Source organism: Rhodococcus pyridinivorans (assembly GCF_900105195.1).
In the GTDB taxonomy this organism is placed as follows: Bacteria; Actinomycetota; Actinomycetes; order Mycobacteriales; family Mycobacteriaceae; genus Rhodococcus; species Rhodococcus pyridinivorans.
Map to the genome: position 1 here is coordinate 890,846 of NZ_FNRX01000002.1, position 20,768 is coordinate 911,613.

General features: G+C 63.3%; 15 protein-coding genes and 1 pseudogene. 12 read left to right on the plus strand and 4 right to left on the minus strand.

The window, feature by feature from the left end; translation table 11 throughout:
• The first annotated feature begins 79 nt into the window (after window positions 1-79).
• A pseudogene (locus BLV31_RS04880) lies at window positions 80-1,173 on the plus strand (hypothetical protein).
• Between the two features lie 264 nt (window positions 1,174-1,437).
• On the opposite strand, the gene BLV31_RS04885 reads toward BLV31_RS04880, so the two are convergent.
• Together BLV31_RS04885 and BLV31_RS04890 are read right to left on the minus strand one after the other, a co-directional pair.
• The gene (locus BLV31_RS04885) at window positions 1,438-2,454 is read right to left on the minus strand and encodes a nucleoside hydrolase (RefSeq protein ID WP_072740543.1); all 1,017 of its coding nucleotides are present in this window, start codon (window positions 2,452-2,454) and stop codon (window positions 1,438-1,440) included.
• Window positions 2,455-2,756: 302 nt separating this feature from the next.
• Entirely contained in the window at window positions 2,757-3,944 is a 1,188-nt protein-coding gene (locus BLV31_RS04890; RefSeq protein ID WP_269324910.1) for a LysR family transcriptional regulator, read from the minus strand.
• On the opposite strand from BLV31_RS04890, the gene BLV31_RS04895 reads away from it, so the two are divergent.
• The 3 genes from BLV31_RS04895 to BLV31_RS04905 all read left to right on the plus strand — a co-directional run bounded on the left by BLV31_RS04895 (window position 3,943) and on the right by BLV31_RS04905 (window position 6,835).
• Window positions 3,943-4,350 carry a hypothetical protein gene (locus tag BLV31_RS04895; protein WP_039584279.1) on the plus strand — a complete coding sequence of 136 codons (408 nt, stop codon included), beginning with the start codon at window positions 3,943-3,945 and terminating at the stop codon, window positions 4,348-4,350. The genes BLV31_RS04890 and BLV31_RS04895 overlap by 2 nt on opposite strands.
• 34 nt (window positions 4,351-4,384) lie before the next feature.
• Window positions 4,385-5,254 (plus strand): alpha/beta fold hydrolase, encoded by an 870-nt coding sequence (locus BLV31_RS04900; protein WP_019288297.1) that lies wholly within the window; start codon window positions 4,385-4,387, stop codon window positions 5,252-5,254.
• Window positions 5,255-5,389: 135 nt separating this feature from the next.
• The gene (locus tag BLV31_RS04905) at window positions 5,390-6,835 is read left to right on the plus strand and encodes an NAD-dependent succinate-semialdehyde dehydrogenase (RefSeq protein WP_039584682.1); all 1,446 of its coding nucleotides are present in this window, start codon (window positions 5,390-5,392) and stop codon (window positions 6,833-6,835) included.
• A 111-nt stretch (window positions 6,836-6,946) separates the two neighbouring features.
• Here BLV31_RS04905 and BLV31_RS04910 read toward each other — a convergent pair whose 3' ends face one another.
• A complete protein-coding gene (locus tag BLV31_RS04910) occupies window positions 6,947-7,879 on the minus strand; it encodes an MHYT domain-containing protein (protein ID WP_254778501.1) in 933 nt (310 codons plus the stop codon).
• A 1,181-nt stretch (window positions 7,880-9,060) separates the two neighbouring features.
• Between BLV31_RS04910 and BLV31_RS04915 the strand changes: the two genes are divergently transcribed.
• From BLV31_RS04915 to BLV31_RS04925, 3 genes are all read left to right on the plus strand, one after another.
• Window positions 9,061-10,704 carry a flavin-containing monooxygenase gene (locus BLV31_RS04915; protein ID WP_064060773.1) on the plus strand — a complete coding sequence of 548 codons (1,644 nt, stop codon included), beginning with the start codon at window positions 9,061-9,063 and terminating at the stop codon, window positions 10,702-10,704.
• Between the two features lie 119 nt (window positions 10,705-10,823).
• Complete coding sequence (locus BLV31_RS04920; protein WP_024102233.1) at window positions 10,824-11,885, plus strand: alpha/beta fold hydrolase; 1,062 nt, start codon at window positions 10,824-10,826, stop codon at window positions 11,883-11,885.
• A 464-nt stretch (window positions 11,886-12,349) separates the two neighbouring features.
• Window positions 12,350-14,077, plus strand: a complete 1,728-nt coding sequence (locus BLV31_RS04925) for a sigma-54-dependent Fis family transcriptional regulator (RefSeq protein WP_232512527.1) — start codon at window positions 12,350-12,352, stop codon at window positions 14,075-14,077.
• Between the two features lie 327 nt (window positions 14,078-14,404).
• On the opposite strand, the gene acmB is transcribed toward BLV31_RS04925, so the two are convergent.
• Window positions 14,405-15,586, minus strand: a complete 1,182-nt coding sequence (gene acmB / locus BLV31_RS04930; protein WP_006553291.1) for a methyl acetate hydrolase AcmB — start codon at window positions 15,584-15,586, stop codon at window positions 14,405-14,407.
• A gap of 242 nt (window positions 15,587-15,828) precedes the next feature.
• Here acmB and BLV31_RS04935 point away from each other — a divergent pair, with 242 nt between their 5' ends.
• The 5 genes from BLV31_RS04935 (at window position 15,829) to BLV31_RS04960 (ending at window position 20,715) form a co-directional block, all read left to right on the plus strand.
• A complete protein-coding gene (locus tag BLV31_RS04935; protein ID WP_039584680.1) occupies window positions 15,829-16,725 on the plus strand; it encodes an alpha/beta hydrolase fold domain-containing protein in 897 nt (298 codons plus the stop codon).
• A 14-nt stretch (window positions 16,726-16,739) separates the two neighbouring features.
• Window positions 16,740-17,828: a helix-turn-helix domain-containing protein gene (locus tag BLV31_RS04940; RefSeq protein ID WP_037215951.1), complete on the plus strand. Its 1,089-nt coding sequence runs from the start codon at window positions 16,740-16,742 to the stop codon at window positions 17,826-17,828.
• 896 nt (window positions 17,829-18,724) lie between these two features.
• A complete protein-coding gene (locus BLV31_RS04950; protein WP_039584677.1) occupies window positions 18,725-19,339 on the plus strand; it encodes an acyl-CoA-like ligand-binding transcription factor in 615 nt (204 codons plus the stop codon).
• 459 nt (window positions 19,340-19,798) lie between these two features.
• A complete protein-coding gene (locus tag BLV31_RS04955; RefSeq protein WP_072740544.1) occupies window positions 19,799-20,329 on the plus strand; it encodes a MarR family winged helix-turn-helix transcriptional regulator in 531 nt (176 codons plus the stop codon).
• Between the two features lie 26 nt (window positions 20,330-20,355).
• Complete coding sequence (locus BLV31_RS04960) at window positions 20,356-20,715, plus strand: DUF5313 family protein (protein ID WP_255312755.1); 360 nt, start codon at window positions 20,356-20,358, stop codon at window positions 20,713-20,715.
• Window positions 20,716-20,768 lie beyond the last annotated feature (53 nt).

The window sequence follows — 20,768 nt, forward strand, 5'->3', positions numbered from 1 at the left end:
CAGCCGACGTCGCGCTGCACGGCAATGTGCGTGCGACTGCATGGAGTTTGCGGGGGTACCGAGCGGGTACGCGAAGACGGTGTCGGCGAACGAGCATCTGCAAGGATCGCGTTCCGGTGCCGGCGGTGAGCAGGTCTCGGTGTTGTTGATCGCGGATCCGGGCGAGCCGGCGGCACTGGCCGAACGCATTGCGGAGTACCTGCCGGAACGCCTGCGCAGCTCTGCTCGCGTCGAGCGCCGGTGGACGGTGTGTGTGCGCAACGAACCGTATCTTCCCGACGAGCAAGCGGAGTTCGCGGAGGTCATCGACACGGTCGATCCGTCTTCGGAACACGAAGACATCGTCGTCTACCTCACCGATCTGCCGCGCCGCGATGACACCCTGCCTGTGGTGGCCGACGTCAGCGCCGACCACAAATTCGCGCTCGTCTCGGTCGCGGGAGTGGGTGGTTTCGGCATCGAGCGTCGCGTTCGCACGGTCACCGAACTTGCGATCACCCACATACTCGGTGAGCCGGAACTCACGCCCGGGGCCGCGCGGCAGTTTCCGTCTACGCAGATCGAGGACGGCATCCGGTATTTTGCGCCTTCGGGACTGCGGCGACTGCGGTTGTTGTCGGGGATGGTGCGTGCCAACCGGCCGTGGCGGCTGGTGACCGGACTGTCGAAGGTTCTCGTCGGCGCGTTCGCCACGGGGGCGATCGCCTTGGCCACCAATACGATCTGGTTGTTCGCCGACACGATGGGACCGTGGCGTATGAGTGCGGTGACGGTCCTGTCGATCATGGCGATGATTCTCTGGCTGATCCTCGACCATGAACTGTGGGAGCGTCCGAAATCACCGGAGGAGCGTGACCGTTCGGTGCTGTACAATACCGCGACCGTGGTGACCTTGACCGTTGGTGTCGTCGTGCTGCACGTGGCTCTGTTTTGTCTGCTGTTGGCTACTGCGAGTTTGACTCTTCCCCCGGAACTGTTGTCCCGTGTTCTCGGGCACGGGGTGAGCTTCTCCGACTATCTGACGCTCACCTGGTTGCTGACGTCCATTGCGACCATTGGGGGGCGCTCGGGTCGGGGCTCGAGGACGACGCCGCCGTCCGAGAGGCGGCATACGGGGTCCGTCAACGGCAACGCATGGAGAAGATGAGCGAGGCGTCGAACGAGACGGGGTAGGTGTCCTCGGGGCATCCGGTGGCGGGAACGTCAAAGACGGATCAGTGGAGATGGTTGTGGTCAGGTTTCGCACCTTGACCGGGGTTCGGTGAGACGGGGCCATTGTGACAAGAACGCGGTCTCGACGTCGTAGGTGAGAGCCGGCCTGTGGTGGGGTGATCGGTGACCGAGTTGTCGTGATTCGTCTGAGCCAGCCAATGCTTTCGTCGGTTTTCGGGTGGTGTCCGTGCAAGGGGGCCTTGTCGGTGACCTGGTCGGCGCTCATTATGGGCAACTGGGCAAAGAGATGATCTGTGCGTCAGGCTCCCGAAGTGTCTGGGCATTCGGGAGCAGGGCGCTCATGAGAAGGGGGCCGAAATCGGCAGTCGCGGACAAGGCGATGCGGTGCCGCGATGCCGACGTGTCCGGTGATGCGTCCTCGTCGAAGGTCACGAGCGTGCGGCCACGATGCTCACCGTCGGTTTCTACCGAAATCGTGCATGAGGGGGACTCGTTCAAGCTGACCGAACCGAGGGCAATCGCTGCGGCAAGGGGGTCGTGCAACAGGCATTTGGAGTGGTCGAACTCCGGGTGTCGGTCGAGATAGTAGGCGAGCATCGTTGCAGCGAGTTGGACTGCCGGATCGGTGGATGCGGTCTGCAGCAGGTCCACGTCGGCTCGGGAAAGACTGTGATTATTCGTGATGTCGAGCGGTACCAGCGTGAGATTCCGCCAGGGGGCAGAGAACACTTGCGATGCGGCGACGGGGTCGGCGAAGATGTTGGCCTCGGCGTGGGGGGAGACATTGCCGGGAACGAGGTGAGCGCCGCCCATGATGGTGATGGCACCGACAGTTTCTGGGAGGGTTTCGTCGATCGCCAGTGCGACCGCGATGTTCGTCAGTGGGCCGAGAGCGATGATGTGAAGCCGGGACCCGATCTCGTGAGCCGTTGCGACCAGCCGTTCTGCGGCGGCCATATGGTCCGTGGGCGTTTGGGACGGAGGTAAGTCCAGGCCGGCGAACCCGTTGGGTCCGTGGATCCATTGAGCACCTCCCCAAAACTCCCCGGTCATCGGTTCCTGTCTTCCTACTGCGACCGGGATATCGGGGCGGCCGGTCAGCGCGAGCCAGCGACGCGCGTTCTCTGCGGCCTGGTCCACGGCGACATTGCCGGCAACTGCTCCGATGCCACGCAGATCGGCATGGCATTTGATGAGGTATATCAACGCCAGTGCATCATCGATTCCCGGATCACAATCGACGTAGAAGACGGGGTCCCCACTGATTGAATTTTCTCCCATAGAAACGATTCTATCTTGAAAGCTGTTGTCGTTCTCTGTGACACGGTGACCCTCGGGCCGGGCCGGGTCGCCGAGGACGATGCCGTCCCAGGGGCGATACGGGGTCCCGCGGCGGCAACGCATGAAAGAACGAGACGAGCCAGGTGTCGAAGGACGCGGGCTCGTGGCTCTCGGCGACTCCGGCGCAGGAGCATCGAAGGGGAAGACCGGTGAGATAGCGGGGTCAGGTCTCGCACGCTGAGCAATGGGTTCGGTAAGAAGACACCAGTGATCGGAATGCTGATTCGAGGGGCCAGGAGAAGTCAGCCTGTCGTGCGGTGGGCACCTTCGGTGATCGAGTTGTGAGGCCGGGTGGACCATGCTCCGGGCACGGTGTGGAGCGAGGCCACAGCGCGTGCTGTGTCGATGAAATCCTGTACGGGTTTGGACGCGACATCCGTGCGCCAGGCGATGGACAGCGCCGTGGGCGGGATGTCGGTCACCGGCACGAATGCCAGGCTCGGTCTGCTGTAGAAGCGTTGCGTCGAGGCTTGTGAGAATGCCACGCCGCGCTCGGCGAGGATCGCTTCGAAGCATTCGTCGACGGTGGCGACGTCTGCGCCGACCCGCACCGGTTCGCCTTGGCGCGATTCTGTGGCCAGCCAGTAGTTTCGCCAGTTCTCGGGGGCTTTGCGTGCGACGAAGAACTCGTTGGTGACCTGTTCGACGCTCACCTCGGGCAACTGGGCGAGCGGATGATTCGCGGACACGACCATCACCCGGGGTTCGACGAACAGGGCTTCCATGCCCAGCCAGTCCTGCATCAACAGCGGGGGCCGGACGAAGGCGACATCGGAGGATCCGTCGGCCAACCCGACATACGGGTCGGAGAAATCGTAGGAATGCATCTGCACCTGGATGCCCGGATGCAGCGACTGGAACGTACTGAGAATGTGCGGTGTGAGCTCGGCAGCTGCGTTGCCTTGGAAGCCGATGACCAACTTGCGGGTACTGACGCCGTGGGCGGCTTCGCGGGTGAGGTTGACGGCTCGTTCGGCGTTCGCCAGCAACCGGCGGCTTTCGTCGAGCAGGATCTGGCCGGCAGGGGTCAGTTCGACATGCCTGCTGCTGCGCAGCAGCAGCACCGCGCCGAGGTTCTGCTCGAGTTTGCGGATCTGCACGCTCAATGAGGGCTGAGCGATGTGCAGACGGGCGGCTGCGCGCCCGAAGTGCAACTCTTCCGCAACTGCCACAAAATAGGACAGAAGTCGCAGGTCGAGCTGGGGTTGCATGTTTCCGAAGATAGCCAACACCACCCCGGGAGACCAGTAGTCATTGCCTATCGATCCGGGCCGGATAGGTATTGGACGCACCCGGCGGACACGAGGTGTGATGGCTGTCATGGCCGGCACGGCATCCGGGAGGCCAGCACTTTCCGGATTCGGGTCGGCATACCGGAGCGAGTGCTCGCACTCGGCCTCGCTGTCTCCCTCATCGAAGGAATCCCACATGACCGTCACTACGCGTGCCCTCGACACGGCCGACTGGGCTGCCTCGTTCACCGAGGCGAACAACACCGACCTCGAGATCCAGGCACACGGCAAGTACTTCACCTGCTCGTACCTGCTCGACATGACCGACCACACGTTCGTCATCCAGATGAGCCGCGGCAACGTGGTGGACATCGCGATCGACCCCGGTCCGCTGGATGTGCCGTACCAGTTCGCGCTGCGTGCCAGCGCCGAGACCTGGCGCAACTTCGGCGTCCCGGTGCCCGCCCCGATGTACCACGGCATCTGGGCCGCGAGCTTCCAGCGCGACATGAAGCTCGAAGGCGACATCCTGGTGTTGATGCAGAACCTGCGGTGCATCACCCGCCAGATCGAACTCCTGCGCACCGTCGGCGTCCCGGTCTGATCCTCCCACCCCCTTTGAGCCGTAAGGAACACTGATGAGCAAGATTTCCCCGGTCACCGGCCACTACGTCGACGTCGACGTCGACGGACTGCTGTATAAGGTCTTCTACCTCGAGAACGGCACCGGCCAGCCGCTGGTGTGCCAGCACACCGCCGGCTGCCACAACCACCAGTGGCGCGGTCTGCTCGAAGACGAGGAGATCACCGCCAACTACCGTGTCATCGCCTACGACCTGCCGCGGCACGGCAAGTCCGATCCGCCGGAGAACACCGAATGGTGGACCGAGGAGTACCAGCTTTCCGCGGACCACTTCGCCAATTTCATCGTGGCGTTGTGCGACGCGCTCGAACTGGAGAACCCGATCTTCATGGGATCCTCGTTCGGTGGGAACATCGCCCTGCAGCTTGCGCTTCGGCACCCTGACCGCTTCGCCGGCGTCATCCCTGTCGAGGGTGCGGACTATTCGCCGGGCTTCTACCTCGACTGGTGGCAGCACCCCCACGCCAACGCGGCACAGGTCTGCGCGAGCGGCGTGTGGGACCTGATGGCACCTCAGTCGCCGGAGGCGGATCGCTGGAAGACCTGGTTCTACTACAGCCAGGGTTCCGAGTCCTTCCGCGGTGACCTGCACTTCTACTCGGTCGATCACGACCTGCGCGGAAAGCTCGCGGACATCGACGGTGACCGGTGCCCGGTTGTGATGCTGACCGGTGACTACGACTACCTCACCACCCCCGAGGACAGCGCCCGGACCGCGGCGCAGATCCCGAACGCCGAGTTCATCGAGATGAAGGAGATCGGCCACTTCCCGATGAGCGAAAACCACACTGTCTTCCGTGGATACCTCATCCGGGCACTCGAAACCCTCCAGGACAAGGCACGCAAGTCCATCACCACCAGCTAGTACCCGCTCGCCCGCTCGGGTGTGGCCACCGAACGCGCGTGGCTACACCCGAGCGACCTGCATCGGCCTCGGCTCCCGGTTCGGGTGCCGACTGGTCGGGCGTGGCGATGAACCTTCACACACTCGGCAGGAGCTATGACCCACACTCTCCCCGCGGGCGTCCCCACCCAACTCTGGGTCGGTGGAGAACTCGTCGATTCGTCTACCGGCACCACTTTCCCCGTAGAGGACCCCGCGACCGGTGCCGTGATTGCGCATGTCGCCGATGCCGCGCCCGAGGATGGACGCCGAGCTCTCGAACACGCCACTGCTGTGCAGGGGGACTGGGCGCGGACTCCCTCGCGTCGACGTGCCGAAATACTGCGCACCGCATTCGAACTCATCCACCAGCGGGCAGACGACCTCGCGCGCACCATCACTCTCGAGATGGGTAAACCGCTCCACGAGGCGTATGCGGAGATCGAATACGGCGCATCATTCCTGCACTGGTTTGCCGAGGAAGCGAACCGAATCAGCGGGCGAGTCTCGCCGTCCCCCTCGGGAACCGGCACCATCGTCGTCACCAGAGAACCGGTCGGGCCGGTACTGGCCATCACCCCCTGGAACTTTCCGTTGGCCATGGCCACGCGCAAGATCGGTCCAGCACTGGCGGCCGGATGTTCGATCATCGTCAAACCAGCGGCCGAAACGCCTTTGGCGATGCTGCTCGTCGGTCAGATTTTCGCCGATGCGGGTCTGCCCGAGGGTGTGCTGTCGATTCTGCCGACCTCCGATGCTGCAGCGCTGACCGCACCACTGATCGACAGTGCTGATCTGCGCAAGATCACGTTCACCGGATCCACCGGTGTCGGCAAGCTGCTGGTTCGTCAATCGGCGGATCGGCTCCTGCGGATGTCGATGGAACTCGGAGGCAATGCCCCCTTCCTCGTGTTCGATGACGCTGATGTCGATGCAGCGGTCGACGGCGCGATGGCTGCAAAATTCCGCAACGGCGGCCAAGCATGTACAGCAGCCAACCGATTCCACGTCGCACGTAGCGTCGCAGAAGAGTTCAGCGAGAAGTTCACCGCACGCATCGGTGCCTTGCGCACCGGACACGGTCTCGACGCAGGAACCGATATCGGACCGCTGATCACCGCGAAGCAGTGCGCCACCGTCGATGCTCTGGTCGAAGACGCCGTCGCGAAGGGTGCACGTATCCGCATCGGCGGTGGCCGTCCTGACGGGCCGGGAACGTTCTATTCCCCGACCGTTCTCGATGGCGTGAGTCCCGACGCGCGGCTGCTGCGTGAGGAGATTTTCGGCCCGGTAGCCGCGATCACCACCTTCGATACGGAGGACGAAGCGATCGCGGCGGCGAACAACACCGAATACGGCCTCGCTGCGTACTTCTACACCCAGAATCTCGACCGAGCGTCCCGAGTCGCCAACGCACTCGAGACCGGCATGGTCGGAATCAACCGAGGCATCATCGCCGACGCGGCCGCACCCTTCGGAGGGGTGAAGGAGTCCGGCTTCGGCCGCGAAGGATCGGTCGAAGGTATCGACGAGTATCTCGCCACCAAGTACATCGCACACTGATCACCGGTGGCAGCATCCAGACCGGCGAATGCCCCTGCCCTCAACAAACACTCGTGCGCCGGGGTCTGGTGAAGGACCCGCCGAACGGTGGGTCCTTCACCAGAGAGGTGGTTACCGCACTCGTTCGTGTGGCACTACCTGCACATCACCCTTGCGAAGGGGATCGGCAGGTCGACGCGGAACGTCCCGACCAGTGTCGAGTTCAGCTGTGGCCTCCTGCCCCCGGCCACCGGGGTAGGGGACAGCATCATTGATCTCCGCGCTCCACGTGGCGATCGCTTCGTCGACCTCGGTGTCGGCACTCTGGCGAGCGAGCACCAATGCGACGAGCGGCGCGGCCAGTATGATCGTGCCGAAAATGTATGCCGGAAGCATCAAATCGAGGAGCGTCGCGCCCTCCGGCATGGTGGCCGTCGGGTCCAAGGACGCGTGAACTCCAGCCATGCCGGTGTAGTGCAATGCCGCCACTGCACAACCCATCACCAGCGCGCCGAGCAGACGGGTGGCTCGAATGAATGCCGTTCGTACCAACCACAACGCGGCGATGGACGCCCCGATCCCGATAGCCACCGAGGCGGCGACGAGTACCGGGTCGTGGGACAGTTCGCCGCGAATGCGGATAGCGGCCATGCCGCAGTAGTGCATCAGGCTCACCGCGACGCCCATCACGGCGCCGCCGATCAGTAACGCCGACCTGTCCAGGATCGGACGCCCGGCCAAGGCCCGTAGATCGACCAGCCACAGCCCGAACAGGGTCGCGCCGATAGCGATGACCGCCGAGAGGATCGTCAGCATCGGGTCGTAGCGGATGATGGTGCCGGGCACCGCGAAGCCCATCATGGCGATGAAGTGGGTCATCCAGATCCCGACACCGCCGATGGACAGGGCTGCCATCACCAACCAGCGCCAGCGCGTCGGACCGAGGGGGGTGGTAGCGGCTCGGCGAGCGCAGGACAGGCCGACGAAGGACCCGGCGATCGAGGTGCCGTAGGCGAGAAAGAGCACCCACAGTCCCAGATCGAAATGGTGCATTTCGTGTGACATCAGTGTTCCTTACCAAGGCACGCTCGAGCACCTGCGCCGGCGGTCGCGTGCCGAACCGTCCGGGCAGGACTGCGATCTCGGCCCCCCGAGCAGCGACAGCAGCGTACCTAACGCGACTTATGTTTCAAACCAGACCAAGACAACGGAGCGACCCGGACAGCCTCGCCTCCTCGGTCGCGGCGGTTCCTTCGCTGAATGGTTGCCGACTCGACGCGGCGCACCGTGAAGGGCTGTACGCCCGATCTCCCTCAGGCAGTCAAAGGTCGAGTTCGTCGGCTGCACGATGTATGGACGAGTCTGCGTCCATGTACGGACTAAGGCTGAGGCCGTAGCAAAAACGATTGGCCTCTCCTTCGGCGGACGCCGGCCGTGGCGGTGGCGGACGCCACGCTGTCCGTCGGTGTCGGATTCCCGCTCGTTTCCTTCCGTCATCGCGTTGAGTTCGATCGCGACCGGTGACGCGGCCGGTCGCCTGACCGCCGACGGGGCAATCGACGACTCCGGCCCCCTGCGCCGGAAGTGTCGTGCCCCGTCGGCTCTCCTCGTCAGCAGAAGATCGCCGACGAGAAGATCAGGCGGTGCTCGTGCAGATTATTCGTTTTCTGCAAGATCATGCGTATTTTGAACAGGCCCGGTCGGTCTGGTGTCCATGTTTCGTCGAATGTCCCCTTCGTTCGGGTCGTCGGGAGGCTGTGATTCGTCCCGTCTTCGTGGCGGATCCCGGCCGCAAGGGATCAGTCGATGTCAATTCGAATTGCAGCTACCAGAACAGAGTTCGGATTCTGTGGCAGCCAACGGTCGCGGTTGGAAGGCCGGAATGTGTCGGATCGCCGACTGTGTGCTCATATCGGTGCGACAGCGACCCGAATCGAGATCGCGATCGCGGCGGTGTCGAGCATGCGGCAAGATGGGCCCGGAACTGGACTGGTGGTAGGAATCATTGCACGACAGTATATTTCGGATGTATTACAGGCCTCTGTGTCGAAGGTTGCCCACCGCGTCGTCGAAAACATCCCCGAGTTGTAGATCGGTTCTGCTGGGGTGCTGGCGATGCGAGAGGCGCCGGACTCGGTGATATCCATGCCAGCGAAGCCGGGAAGTGTCCGAAGATGGGACAGCTGAGTGAGGCGCACATCACGATGATGGCTTCCACGTGACCTGAACTACAGAAAGGCTAGGACATGTCGCCTCACTCTTCCTCTGCGGTCGGACTTGCTGATACCGAGGTGTCACTCGAGCTGGACGCGTTGATCATCGGTGCGGGAGTCGCCGGTTTGTATCAGCTGCATCAGCTTCGCGAGCTGGGGCTGCGGGTGCGCGCCTTCGATACCGCCTCCGACGTCGGCGGCACCTGGTACTGGAATCGTTATCCGGGTGCTCGATTCGATTCGGAGGCCTACATCTACCAGTACCTGTTTTCCGATGAGCTGTACAAGAACTGGAGCTGGAGTCAGCGTTTCCCCGGCCAACCCGAGATCGAGCAGTGGTTGCATTATGTGACCGACAGTCTCGATCTGCGTCGCGACATCCAATTCTCGACGACGATCACCAGTGCGCATTACGTCGAGGACTCGAAGCGATGGATCGTGCGCACCGATCGCGGGGACACGATTGCCACCCAGTTCCTGATCACCTGCGCCGGCATGCTGTCGGCACCGATGTCGTCGGTGTTCGAGGGCCAGGAAAGCTTCGCCGGCCCGATCTTCCACACCTCTCGATGGCCGAAGGAGGGCGCCGATGTCGCGGGCAAGAGGGTCGCAGTGATCGGTGTCGGCGCCACCGGGATCCAGGTCATCCAGACCATCGCCGACAAGGTCGAACATCTGAAGGTGTTCATCCGTACACCGCAGTACGCCCTGCCGATGAAGAATCCGTCCTACGACGACCGGGATGTTGCCGCGTACAAGGAGCGCTTCGAGGAACTTCGCGCGACGTTGCCGCATACGTTCAGTGGCTTCGAGTACGACTTCGAGCATGCATGGGTCGACCTGACTCCCGAGCAACGGCGGGAAAGGCTCGAAGAGATCTATGACAACGGTTCACTCAAGCTCTGGCTCGCTTCTTTCGCGGAGGTGTTCTCCGATGACGAGGTCAGTGAGCAGGTGTCCGAGTTCGTGCGAGAGAAGATGCGTGCGCGACTGAAGGATCCGAAGCTGTGTGAACTGTTGATTCCGACCGACTACGGCTTCGGTACACACCGGGTACCGCTGGAAACCAATTATCTCGAGGTCTACCACCGTCCGAATGTCGAAGCAGTGGGGGTGCGCACCAATCCGATCAGCCGAATCGTCCCGGAAGGGATCCTGTTGGACGACGGCACGCTGCACGAAGTCGACGTCATCATCCTGGCCACGGGATTCGATGCGGGATCCGGCGCGCTGACACGAATCGACATCCGTGGACGTGAGGACCGATCGCTCACGAGCGACTGGTCGCGTGACATCCGCACGACGATGGGCCTGATGGTGCACGGCTATCCCAACATGCTGACCACCGGTGCCCCACTCGCCCCCTCCGCGGCTCTGTGCAACATGACCACCTGTCTGCAGCAACAGACCGAATGGATCACCGAATGCATCCGGCACATGCGTGAGCACGGGTACACCGTCATCGAACCGACCGTCGAGGGTGAGGGCGAATGGGTCGCCCACCACGACGAAACCGCGAATGCCACGCTGATCTCGAAGACCAATTCCTGGTACAACGGCGCGAACGTTCCCGGAAAACCTCGTCGCGTGCTGTCCTACACCGGCGGGGTCGGCACCTATCGAGAACTCACTCTCGCGGCCGCCGCGGCCGGCTACAAGGGATTCCAGCTGAGCTGACCTTCTCGGATATCCGACCCCTGCGGTCGACCACTGCTCGTCTCACGGCGGCGTACGCACATGTCATCGGGTGAGCACGCGCTGCTACCGCTTTCTCATAGCTCAGGAGGACGATCTCGATGATCGACAACCCGTACTACACGCACGACTTCCACGGTGATTACGACCTGATCGGCATCGGAGCCCTCGACCTCGAGGAGGGTGGCTCGATCCCGGACTGCCGGCTCGCAGTGGCAACGTTCGGAACGCTGAACGAAGCCAAGGACAACGCAATCCTCATCCCCACCTGGTACTCGGGGACCCACCAGATCTGGCGCGACGCATACATCGGTCCTGACCATGCTCTCGACCCGAGCAAGTATTTCATCGTCTGCGTGGATCAGATCGGCAACGGTCTGTCGACGTCTCCCCACAACGCCACCGGCGTCAACGCAGAGATCGCCATGTCGAACTTCCCTCGTGTTCGGATCGGGGACAATGTCGTGGCCCAGGAGCGGCTGCTCCGGGAGCATTTCGGTATCGAACGCCTCGCGTTGGTGACGGGAGGCTCCATGGGAGCTCAACAGACCTACGAATGGGCAGTGAGGTTCCCCGACAAGGTTCTGCGCGCCGCACCGATTGCCGGTACGGCACGCAACACTCCCGGTGATTTCTTGATCGCGGAGATCATGCGCGAAGCGATCCTGTCGGATCCGGGCTGGAACGGCGGCGAATACACCTCGCATACGCAGGTCGTCGACGGCCTCACCAGGCAGGCTCACATCTGGGGAGTGCTCGGATTCTCGACCGAGTTCTGGAAGCAAGAAGTATGGCGAGCAATGGAGTTCGAATCCCTGGACGCGTTCCTGACCGGATTCCTCGAGCCCTACTTCACGGCGATGGATCCCAACGCACTCCTCACTCAATCCTGGGCCTGGCAACGCGGCGACGTCTCTCGGCATACCGGGGGAGACCTGGCCGCTGCACTCGGACGGATCACCGCCAAGACCTTCGTGATTCCCATCGACGAAGACCAGTTGTTCCCGGTCCGCGACTGTGCTGCCGAGCAGGAACTGATCAAGGGCAGTGAACTGCGCGTGGTCGAAGATGTGCTCGGGCATTTGGGCCTGTTCGCTGTCGCTCCGACCTACATGCCGCAGATCGACCGCCACCTTGCGGATCTTCTCGCGATCGAGGTCTGAAGCGGTGCCGCCACGACAACGGTTCACGTGGGCGGGACGGTAGTGAGTGTGCCCGCCGGCGGTCGTGGCGGCAGAGAACATCGAGATTCTTGCGCGGTTGCCGGCGATGTCGACCTCTATGCGTAGGGCGGGGCAGGTGATGGAACGGGCTCGGCTTCCCCTGGGGGGTGAAGCCGAGCCCGGTGATCCGGTCGCCGTCGACGACCTGACGTCAGTCTCCTGATGGTGGTGTGCACCCCGGATCGCGGCAGTCGGTGGTCCGAGGAGTAGGCGCGGTGCGGACCGCGAGTGCCGATCTCCGGCCGGCGGGGTGGCCGTACCCGCCCCGCTACTGCCGTTGGAGACGGCAGATCGATGTCCTATTCTGGGACATTCATAGAATGTGATGTGCGGCACATTGAGGGGGATGGCAGTACTGCGACCTGCAAGGAAATGTGATGGACAGTGATAACCGCCGGCGCCGCGTGACCACCGCCCGGCATCTCCATGACCTCGCCGGTTCCCCCTCCGAGGACGTCTCACCCCTCATCGCACAGTCATGGCGACGCTCACGTCAGGCGGGTGTCATCCCGGACGGCTCGCACCTTCCACAGCTGCAGTACGTCGAAGACCTCGATCTTCGCCGACGACTGGTGCGATGCGCCCTGCCGATCCTCGATCGGCTCCATGACGACCTGTCCGACATGTCCCTCAGTGTCGCGTTGAGTGACGAGCATGCGCGTGTGCTGGTCCGGCGGGACAATGATCCCGTCCTCGCCGCGAAGCTGGACAAGGTGTACTTCGCTCCCGGGTTCACCTACGCCGAAGAGCTCGTCGGTACCAATGGAGTGGGCACAGCCCTCGAGACCGGGATGGCCGTCTACGTCGACGGCGCTCAGCACTATCACGAATCGATCCAGTATTTCACCTGTGCCGGCGCGCCCATTCACAACCCCACCACCGGCCGTGTCGAAGGACTGATCGACATCACAGGCTTGACCCACACATCGAACCCGTTGATGCGCCAGCTCGCCCTTGGAGCGGCTCGTGATATCGAGTCGGCTCTTCGCGCCACGGGATCGATCAAGCAACAACTCGTGCTCGGCGAGTTCCTCGTCGCCTGTCGGCGCCGGCAGACGGCGGTGTACTCACTCAGTTGCGGTGTTTTCATGTCGAACGAGATCGGCTCGCGCCTTCTCGACCCGATCGACGAGGCTTTTCTCCGCGAGGAAGCACAGTCGATGCTCGATCCGTCACGAGTTGCCCAGTTCGACCTGCGCCTTCCGTCCGGAGGTAGCATCACCGTCAAGCGCACTCTCGTCGAACATGGCGGCGACATCGCCGGCATCGTCTTCGAAGTCGAGGCGACATCGTGTCCCACGAAGATCATGCAACCCCGGCGCACGGTTCCCGTGTTTCCGGGGGTGGCGGGGTCTTCGCTCCAATGGAACCGGTGTCGAGGGGAGTTGACGTCCCTCGCCGCGACAGATGCCAACGTGATCCTCAAAGGTGAACCAGGAAGCGGCAAACTCACTCTCGTTCGGGGCATGCACCTGTACAAGAATCCGCAGGCCCCGATTGTCGTCGTGGATTGCTCTGCTGAAAAGTCCGCTCACGAGGAATTGCGCACTGCGCTCGACTCCGCGGCGACCACGATCGTCCTTCGTCGCATCGACCGACTCGACGCGAGCACCGATGAGCTCTTTGCCGACCTCATATCCGCCGACCAGCACCGGTACCCCGCTCGGTGGATCGTCGCGACCACATCCACTGATGGGGAAGCACTTCAGGATTCTGCTCTCGCCGAGCATTTCATCGCCACCGTCGAGGTCCTCGCATTGCGTCATCACCCCGATGACATCCCGGACATCATCCGAATGCACCTTGCACCTCACCGCGAAACCGCTTTCAGCGACGACACGATGCGAACCCTGAAGAAGTACCACTGGCCCGGCAACGTCCGTGAACTGGTCGGCACTCTCAATCACGTACTTCGCGCCAAGCCCGCGGGAACGATCGCAGTAGCTGATCTGCCTCCAGCGCTCAGCTCCGCGCCTCGCCGGACGATGACGGCAATGGAAAGAGTCGAGCGCGATGCCATAGTGGCTGCGCTACGGGACAGCGGTGGCAATCGTGTCGCCGCCGCGAAATTGCTGGGGATCGCAAGGTCGTCTCTCTACCGCAAGATCGACACGTTCGGCATCCACGTGTGATCGCGCAGAATGCGTGATCCGAGAGTCGTCCTATGGCCTTGCGTGCGGTAGCGGTGACTGTCGGAAGGTGCGGCCCTCGCGGCAAGCCCGTGGGAGACGACGGTGTTCGCGCTCGACCTGTTGCACCCAGACCTCGAACAGCGTGGCAACACCACACCGCTGCGGGTGTTTCGACACCCGCAGCGGTGTGGTGTCCGTGCGTCGGGTGGGGATTTCACCCGATCTCGTTGATGTCGTCGTGTGGCTGTTCGGCGAGCGCGCCGGTTACGCGAGCGGTCAACGGATCGAGGTCGATGTCCGGTGCCGCGGCCCGGGATGGAACCGGGGTCAGGAAAGGGCTCGGTAGACGGCGGTCTCCATGTCGAGGTAACCACCGAGCGAGCTGGGGTCGGCGAACGGGAAGATCTGCGTCGCCCAGTAGCCTCCGATCTTGTTGTGCCGGTCGATCCAGTAGTAGAGGTTGGCCAGGCCTGCCCAGGCGAGAGAGCCTGCGGGACGGCCCGTGGGTGCTTCGGTTTCGTTGGTCATGAACGTGTAGCACCAGCCCTTGCGCTGGCCAGGGAAGAACTCGGCGTCGTTCGACAGAGACCTGATGACACCCGGAAGCATCTTCACGGTCAGGTCGCCGAGGTCGTTTCTGGTCGCCCACTCGACGGTGTCGGGGCGGAGGATGACGGTGCCGTCGTCTGCCTCGCCGTCGTTGAGCCACATCCGGATGAAGGCGAGGTAGTCACCGACGGTGGAGAACAGTCCGTGCCCACCCATGTCGACCTCGGGCGGGGTGGGGATGACGAAATCGGTGGCCTGGAGTCCGTCGTCGGTGCGCTGGTGCATGGTCGCCAGACGCGCGCGCATGTCGTCGGACGGAGTGAAGGACGTCGATGTCATGCCGAGGGGGTCGAGGACTCGTGTCTTCAGCGCCTCGCCAAGGCGGGTGCCGACGATGCCTTCGATCACCTGGCCTGCCCAGTCGATATTCGAGCCGTACTCCCACTGGGTGCCGGGATCGAACAGCAGCGGTGTCTCGAGCGCGTCCTTGGTGGCGGTGACGATGCTGGGCTGACCGTGGTTCTCGGCGAGGCGGTTGTACGTCTCGTTGAAGAAGTCGTATCCGAAGCCGGCGGTGTGCAGCAGTAGTTGGCGGGTCGTGATGTCGGTCTTCGGTGCTCGCAGCATCGGCTCGCCGTTCGAGTCGAAGCCCTCGATGACCTGGAGTTCGCCGATCGCGGGCGCGTACTCCTCGGCCGGGGAATCCAGGTCGAGATCACCGGATTCCACGAGTTGCAGCGCCACGGTGCCGGTGAGGGCTTTGGTGGTCGAGAAGATGCTGAAGACGGTGTCATCGGTCATCGGTTGATCGTTGTCGACAGACCGTACCCCAGCGGACTCGATGAACAGGGTTTCCTGGTCGTTCGTCATGCCCGCTACTACTCCGGGCACGGCACCGCTGTTCACCGTGGTGTGGATGACTTCGCGGGCTGAGTCGACGACGCGTTGGGTATCGGACATGGGGGTTGTTCCTCTCGTTCGGTCGACAGTGACGCTGCTCCAAGTTTCACAAGAGTGTGATGGGTGTCTCAACCGACGCAGCGGCGCAGTTTCGCTCTGTTTCCCCGCCGAATGGCGGGTCCCTCGGTCGAGCGGCCGCCGTATCCTCGATGCGAGTCTTCGAGGAGGTGACGATGGCCCGAGCAGTGCCCCGTCCACCATTCGATGCCGAACTCAAGGCGGGATTGGCTGTGGTAGGCGGTATGTTCCCTCCGACCATCACTGCGGACCTGATCGAGTTCATGCGTACGTCCTATGCGTCCCCTCCGATGGACGAGGAATTCGACCGCCGACGGATCGCGGTGAACGACGTGACCTTCCCCGGGGGTGATGGCGCTGCCGTCAACGCTGCGGTGCTTCGTTCCCGGGACTTCAGCGGGCCCCGTCCTGCGGTGCTGTACGCGCACTCCGGAGGATTGATGTTCGGAGACATGTTCAGCGGCCTGGACCTGGTGCTGGACTGGGTGACCGAACTGGGGGCGGTTCTTGTCACGGTCGAGTATCGTTTGGCCCCTGAGTATCCCGACCCCTACCCGCGTGAGGACATGTATGCCGCCCTGGAGTGGTTGGCTGCGCATGTCACCGATCTGGACGTGCGGGCGGACCGGATCCTGGTCGCAGGTGCCAGCTCCGGTGGCGGACTGGCAGCCGGTCTCGCGCTGGCTGCGCGGGACCGCGGTGGTCCCCGGTTGTGTGGGCAGGTGCTCGACTATCCGATGCTCGACGACCGGTGCACGACCGCTTCGATCGAGCAGTTCGACGGTATCGGTGTGTGGGACCGGATCAGCAACGAAACCGGCTGGACCGCCCTGCTGGGTGAGCAGCGGGGCACCGACCTTGTCTCGCCGTATGCAGCCCCGGCCCGCGCGCAGAATCTGCGCGGATTGCCGCCGGCCTTCATCGACGTCGGTGCGGCCGAGATCTTCCGGGACGAGGCGATCGGCTATGCCAACAGGATCTGGCAAGCCGGTGGCGATGCCGAGTTGCACGTATGGTCCGGCGCCTTTCACGCGTGCGACATTTTCGCCCCGCACACCAGCGTGGGCCGGTCCATGATCCGGACCCGCAACACCTGGGTCGAGAAAATCCTTGCGGACTGAGGGCAGGAACGAATATGCAAGAGCTACTCGGACGGATCGCCCGCCTCGATCCCAGCGCCAGTTTGGGTCTGCGTGTCATCGCGTGCTTCGACGAGTTGATCGTCGGCAACGTCAACACCCGTGCCCTGCTCGCAACCGCTGCCGCGCTGGCCGGTTGTACTGCAGGGTTCCGGCAGAGCGTCCCGCCGCGGACTCTACGAGTCACTCCGAAAGGTGAAGCAGTGCAGGGTCAATCGCCGACAGATCCTTCGAACCTGCACGTGGCGTCGGAGGACGGCATCGACGTCTGGCTCGAACGCGACGGTGCTGCTGGGCCGAACGACGCACTCATCCTCGAGCGCTTGGCACTGGCTGTGCGGATCCGGAACGGGCGTGGAGCCCGGGAGATCGACAATCGCCGCCACCTCGGCATACTCACCGGTCGCGAGAGCATTCCCGACGAGCGCTTGACCGCGGCGAGTGCGCTCGGATTGTCGGCAACGGGCCTGTATCGCCTCGTTGTGGCACCGCTGTTCGCGGTGTGGCGCAATCATCCCGCCGGCCCGGAGGACGTGATCGCCACCCCGTTCGGTCCGGTCCACGCCATCGTTGTGCCGGAGCGGTACCCGCCGTTCGGCGCTTCGCCGTGCGGTATCGGAACAGCCACGCCGCCGGACTCGTTGGATCGGTCGTTCCGGACCGCGATGGTCGCTCTGCGCCTGTGCCGAACCCCGAAGGAACCCCAGGTTGTGGCCGACTCCTACGGGGGTCTGATCGAACTGCTTGCCGACGCCGATGAGCACGCTCCGCACAGCGACGCCGACCGTGTCGAGGCCATCGCACACTACGCCTGGGGGATGGAGACGATCGATGCCGTCGTCGCTGCGCAGTCCGTTCGGGAAGCGGCGCGACTGCTCAACATCCACCACAGCACGCTTCAGAGCAGGATCGATACCATCACTGCGACACTCGGTTTCAACCCGTTCGAGGGATTCGGGCGCAGCCGGCTCGGGGCAGCGTTCCTGCTGCATCGCTTGCGTACGTCGACGGTCCTCGACCTGCCGGCGGCTGCGGCACCCGGCAATGTCGCCGTGCTCGGTCCTGCTCGCCGCGCGACGGTATGAGGCCGTCAACGCTTCATGATGTGGTCTCGGTCATCTCGGTGCCGGTTCGGTGCGTTGGCGTGTCGGTGATCGCCGGAAGCGGCACAGCGTTGTGCGGGTGATGTCCCTGCGACGTCAGCTCCGGGCGACGGAGCCGTCTTCATCCCAGCCGGGCAGGGCCGGCACTCGGGTGGCGAGGGCGGTATCGGCGACGATCAGTACGACTGCGATTGCGCGAGCCAGAGGCCGGATTACGAGGCTGGAAATCATCAGAGAACGGTCTTCCTTGGTCGTATGTCGTTCGGTGGAGCCGAGGCGTCCCGTCGGGAGAACGGGTCTGCCGATCGCGATCAGACCTGCCATCTACGTGCCGGAGGTGATCGTCCGGGCGGTTCAGCTCGGACGACAGCAGCGGTAATCGAGCATTCAACTATAATTATGCTACCCGGTTCCGAAAATCAAGTCGATCATGCCCGGCGCCGAACGAGCAGTCGGACTCCCGAATCGGTCTCTGTGAGCGGCACTGCCCTCGTTCGTGGGAAAGCGTAAAGAGGATTCCGATAAGGGAGAGCGCTCCGACGGTGGGAGCGATCGGCGTACCGGCTGTCCCGCAAGCAAACGCCGACGAACGGCATCGATGGGGCATGGCGGGCCCCTCAATCGAACGGATAGGACACAACCCGCCCTACACGGGTCGGTGTGGAAGTTCCCGGATGCCCTGCCCGTTGGAGGGGGGGACAGGCAGGGCATCCGGGACGGGGTCGGTTCACCGACCGGGAACCACGGTCCGCCTACAGGGGGTGACGGATCGTGGTGGTGTTGCAAGATCATGTTTATCGGTCACATCGCGCGTCGCCTATATTTACGGTACCGAGTACCCAAAATCAAGTCTCGGGTCGAAAAGAGGGGGGAATGCGATGGCTACCGGCAGACGTGGGCGTCCTCAGGTGTCGTCTCGCGCGCAGGTCGAGGTCGCCGCGTTCGAACTGTTCCTCGAACGAGGCTATGCGGAGACGTCGATCATGGATATCGTTGCGGCCGCGGGGATCAGCAAGACCACCTTCTTCCGGTACTTCTCCAGCAAAGCGGCACTCGTGTGGTTTCCTTTCGAGGAAAGTACCCGCGACCTCCAGCGCTCCTTCGGCACGGTTGACGACGAGGTGCCGGTCATGGAGGCGATCCGGGTCGGGGTGATCGATACGGTAGCGGCCCGACTCGACGACGAGGGCGTCTGGACCGCCCAGATTCGGATCCTCGACGCCTCACCGGAATTGCAGGCCGAGGGTGCTCAACGGTGGTTGGTGTGGTCCGAGGTCGTCTCGACGTTCGTTGCGTCCCGTATCGGTACGCGTCCGGCGGCGGTGGTGCCGGCTGCTGTCGGGGGTGCGGTGCAGTCCGTGGTGCTCGCCGTCCTGCGCGAGGGAGTGAGGTCTCCCGCATCCCCCGGTGAGGTGTTGACCACGCTCGATAAGTCGTTGACTTCGCTGGGGTACAGCCTGCAGAAGTGGATCGACGAACAACCTTACAAGTAAGGCGCATCGGCCTCCTCTGCAGTGGCGGACCTACGTGCGGGATGTACCCGAGGTCCAGTGACGTGCGCATCATCGATGTACCGGATCGATGTACCGGATCGATGCACCGCCGGTGGCGGTGGTGGTCTGCCCCCGGACGGGACCCACCGTTTCCCGACCCGTCGCCGTCCGGAATGCCGGCCGTCGATCGTGAGGCGCCGCATCGTGCCGACCCGCAGGCCAGGCAGGGTTCGTCGCCGCTCGACCCAATGGGAACTGATGAAGTATCTGGCCGGTGATGCGCGTGGCGCCGTTGGGTTCGGTATTCGCGACACTTCGAGGGATCGGAGTGGGTGCGCAGGTGCGAGGCGCACTTGTTCGGATATCGAACTGCATCGCAGGTCGTGCCGGTGATGCACATCTCAAATATTGCTCGCACACGATTCGTTCGCGCACGACTGAGTCCGGTATGCTCGTCCTGTGACCACAGGTGACCTCGCTTCGATCGGGAACGACGACCTCCTGGCGTTGGACCGGCAGGTCTGCTTCGCGCTTGCCGTTGCCAACCGGGCCGTCCTGGCTGTCTACCGGCCTATCCTCGAGCCTCTAGGCCTCACTCACCCGCAATACCTGGTGATGTTGGCGCTGTGGGAGAAAGCTCCGATGTCGGTCAAGGCGATCGGCGAAGCGCTGGCTCTGGACTCGCCCACGCTCTCGCCTTTGTTGAAGCGCCTCGAAGCCTCACAGCTGATCACTCGTTCGCGCAGTCGTGTAGACGAACGTCAACTGGTCATCGATCTCACTGCCCAAGGTCGAGCCCTGCGGAACGAAGCCCAGAAAGTCCCGGTCGCCGTGGTCGAGAAGCTCGGTGTTTCGCCGGCGGAGCTCCAGGAGCTGCATCGGGCACTGACCCTTCTCAATGATGCTGCAGCACATGCAATAACCAGTTCGGATCGACGTCCGTCCCGAGATCCATCCGAGCCACCGGATACAACGAAGGGAACGCTGTGACGACCCCACTTCGCACACGACCTACCGTGATTCAGCGCCTGGCCTATGTGGTTGGCCGCCCCTTGCCTCCGCAGATGCAGGACTGGGTCCGTAACGACATCCTGGGGCCGGGTGGCGTGCGCCGATATCTTCTTCGGTGGAATGTGCCGGTCATCCCGCTGCTGCTGTTGTTCCTGCTGATCCCGGGACCGGTATGGATTCCCGTCTCGATGATGATGTTGCTGCTCTTGCCCTGGATGTACTTTTCTGTGGCGTTGATGAGCATCTGGCAACGTCATCGACTCCAGCAACACGGTCTCGATCCGGATCTGCTCAGTGCGAAGGCACAGGCGCGCGCCTCGCGTGAACGCGAGGATTACGAACGCCGGTTCGGTCGCGCAGCCTAGACAGTATGGGCAGCTCTGAACGCGGAGTCAGGGTTGCGGACCGGCGCCTATCT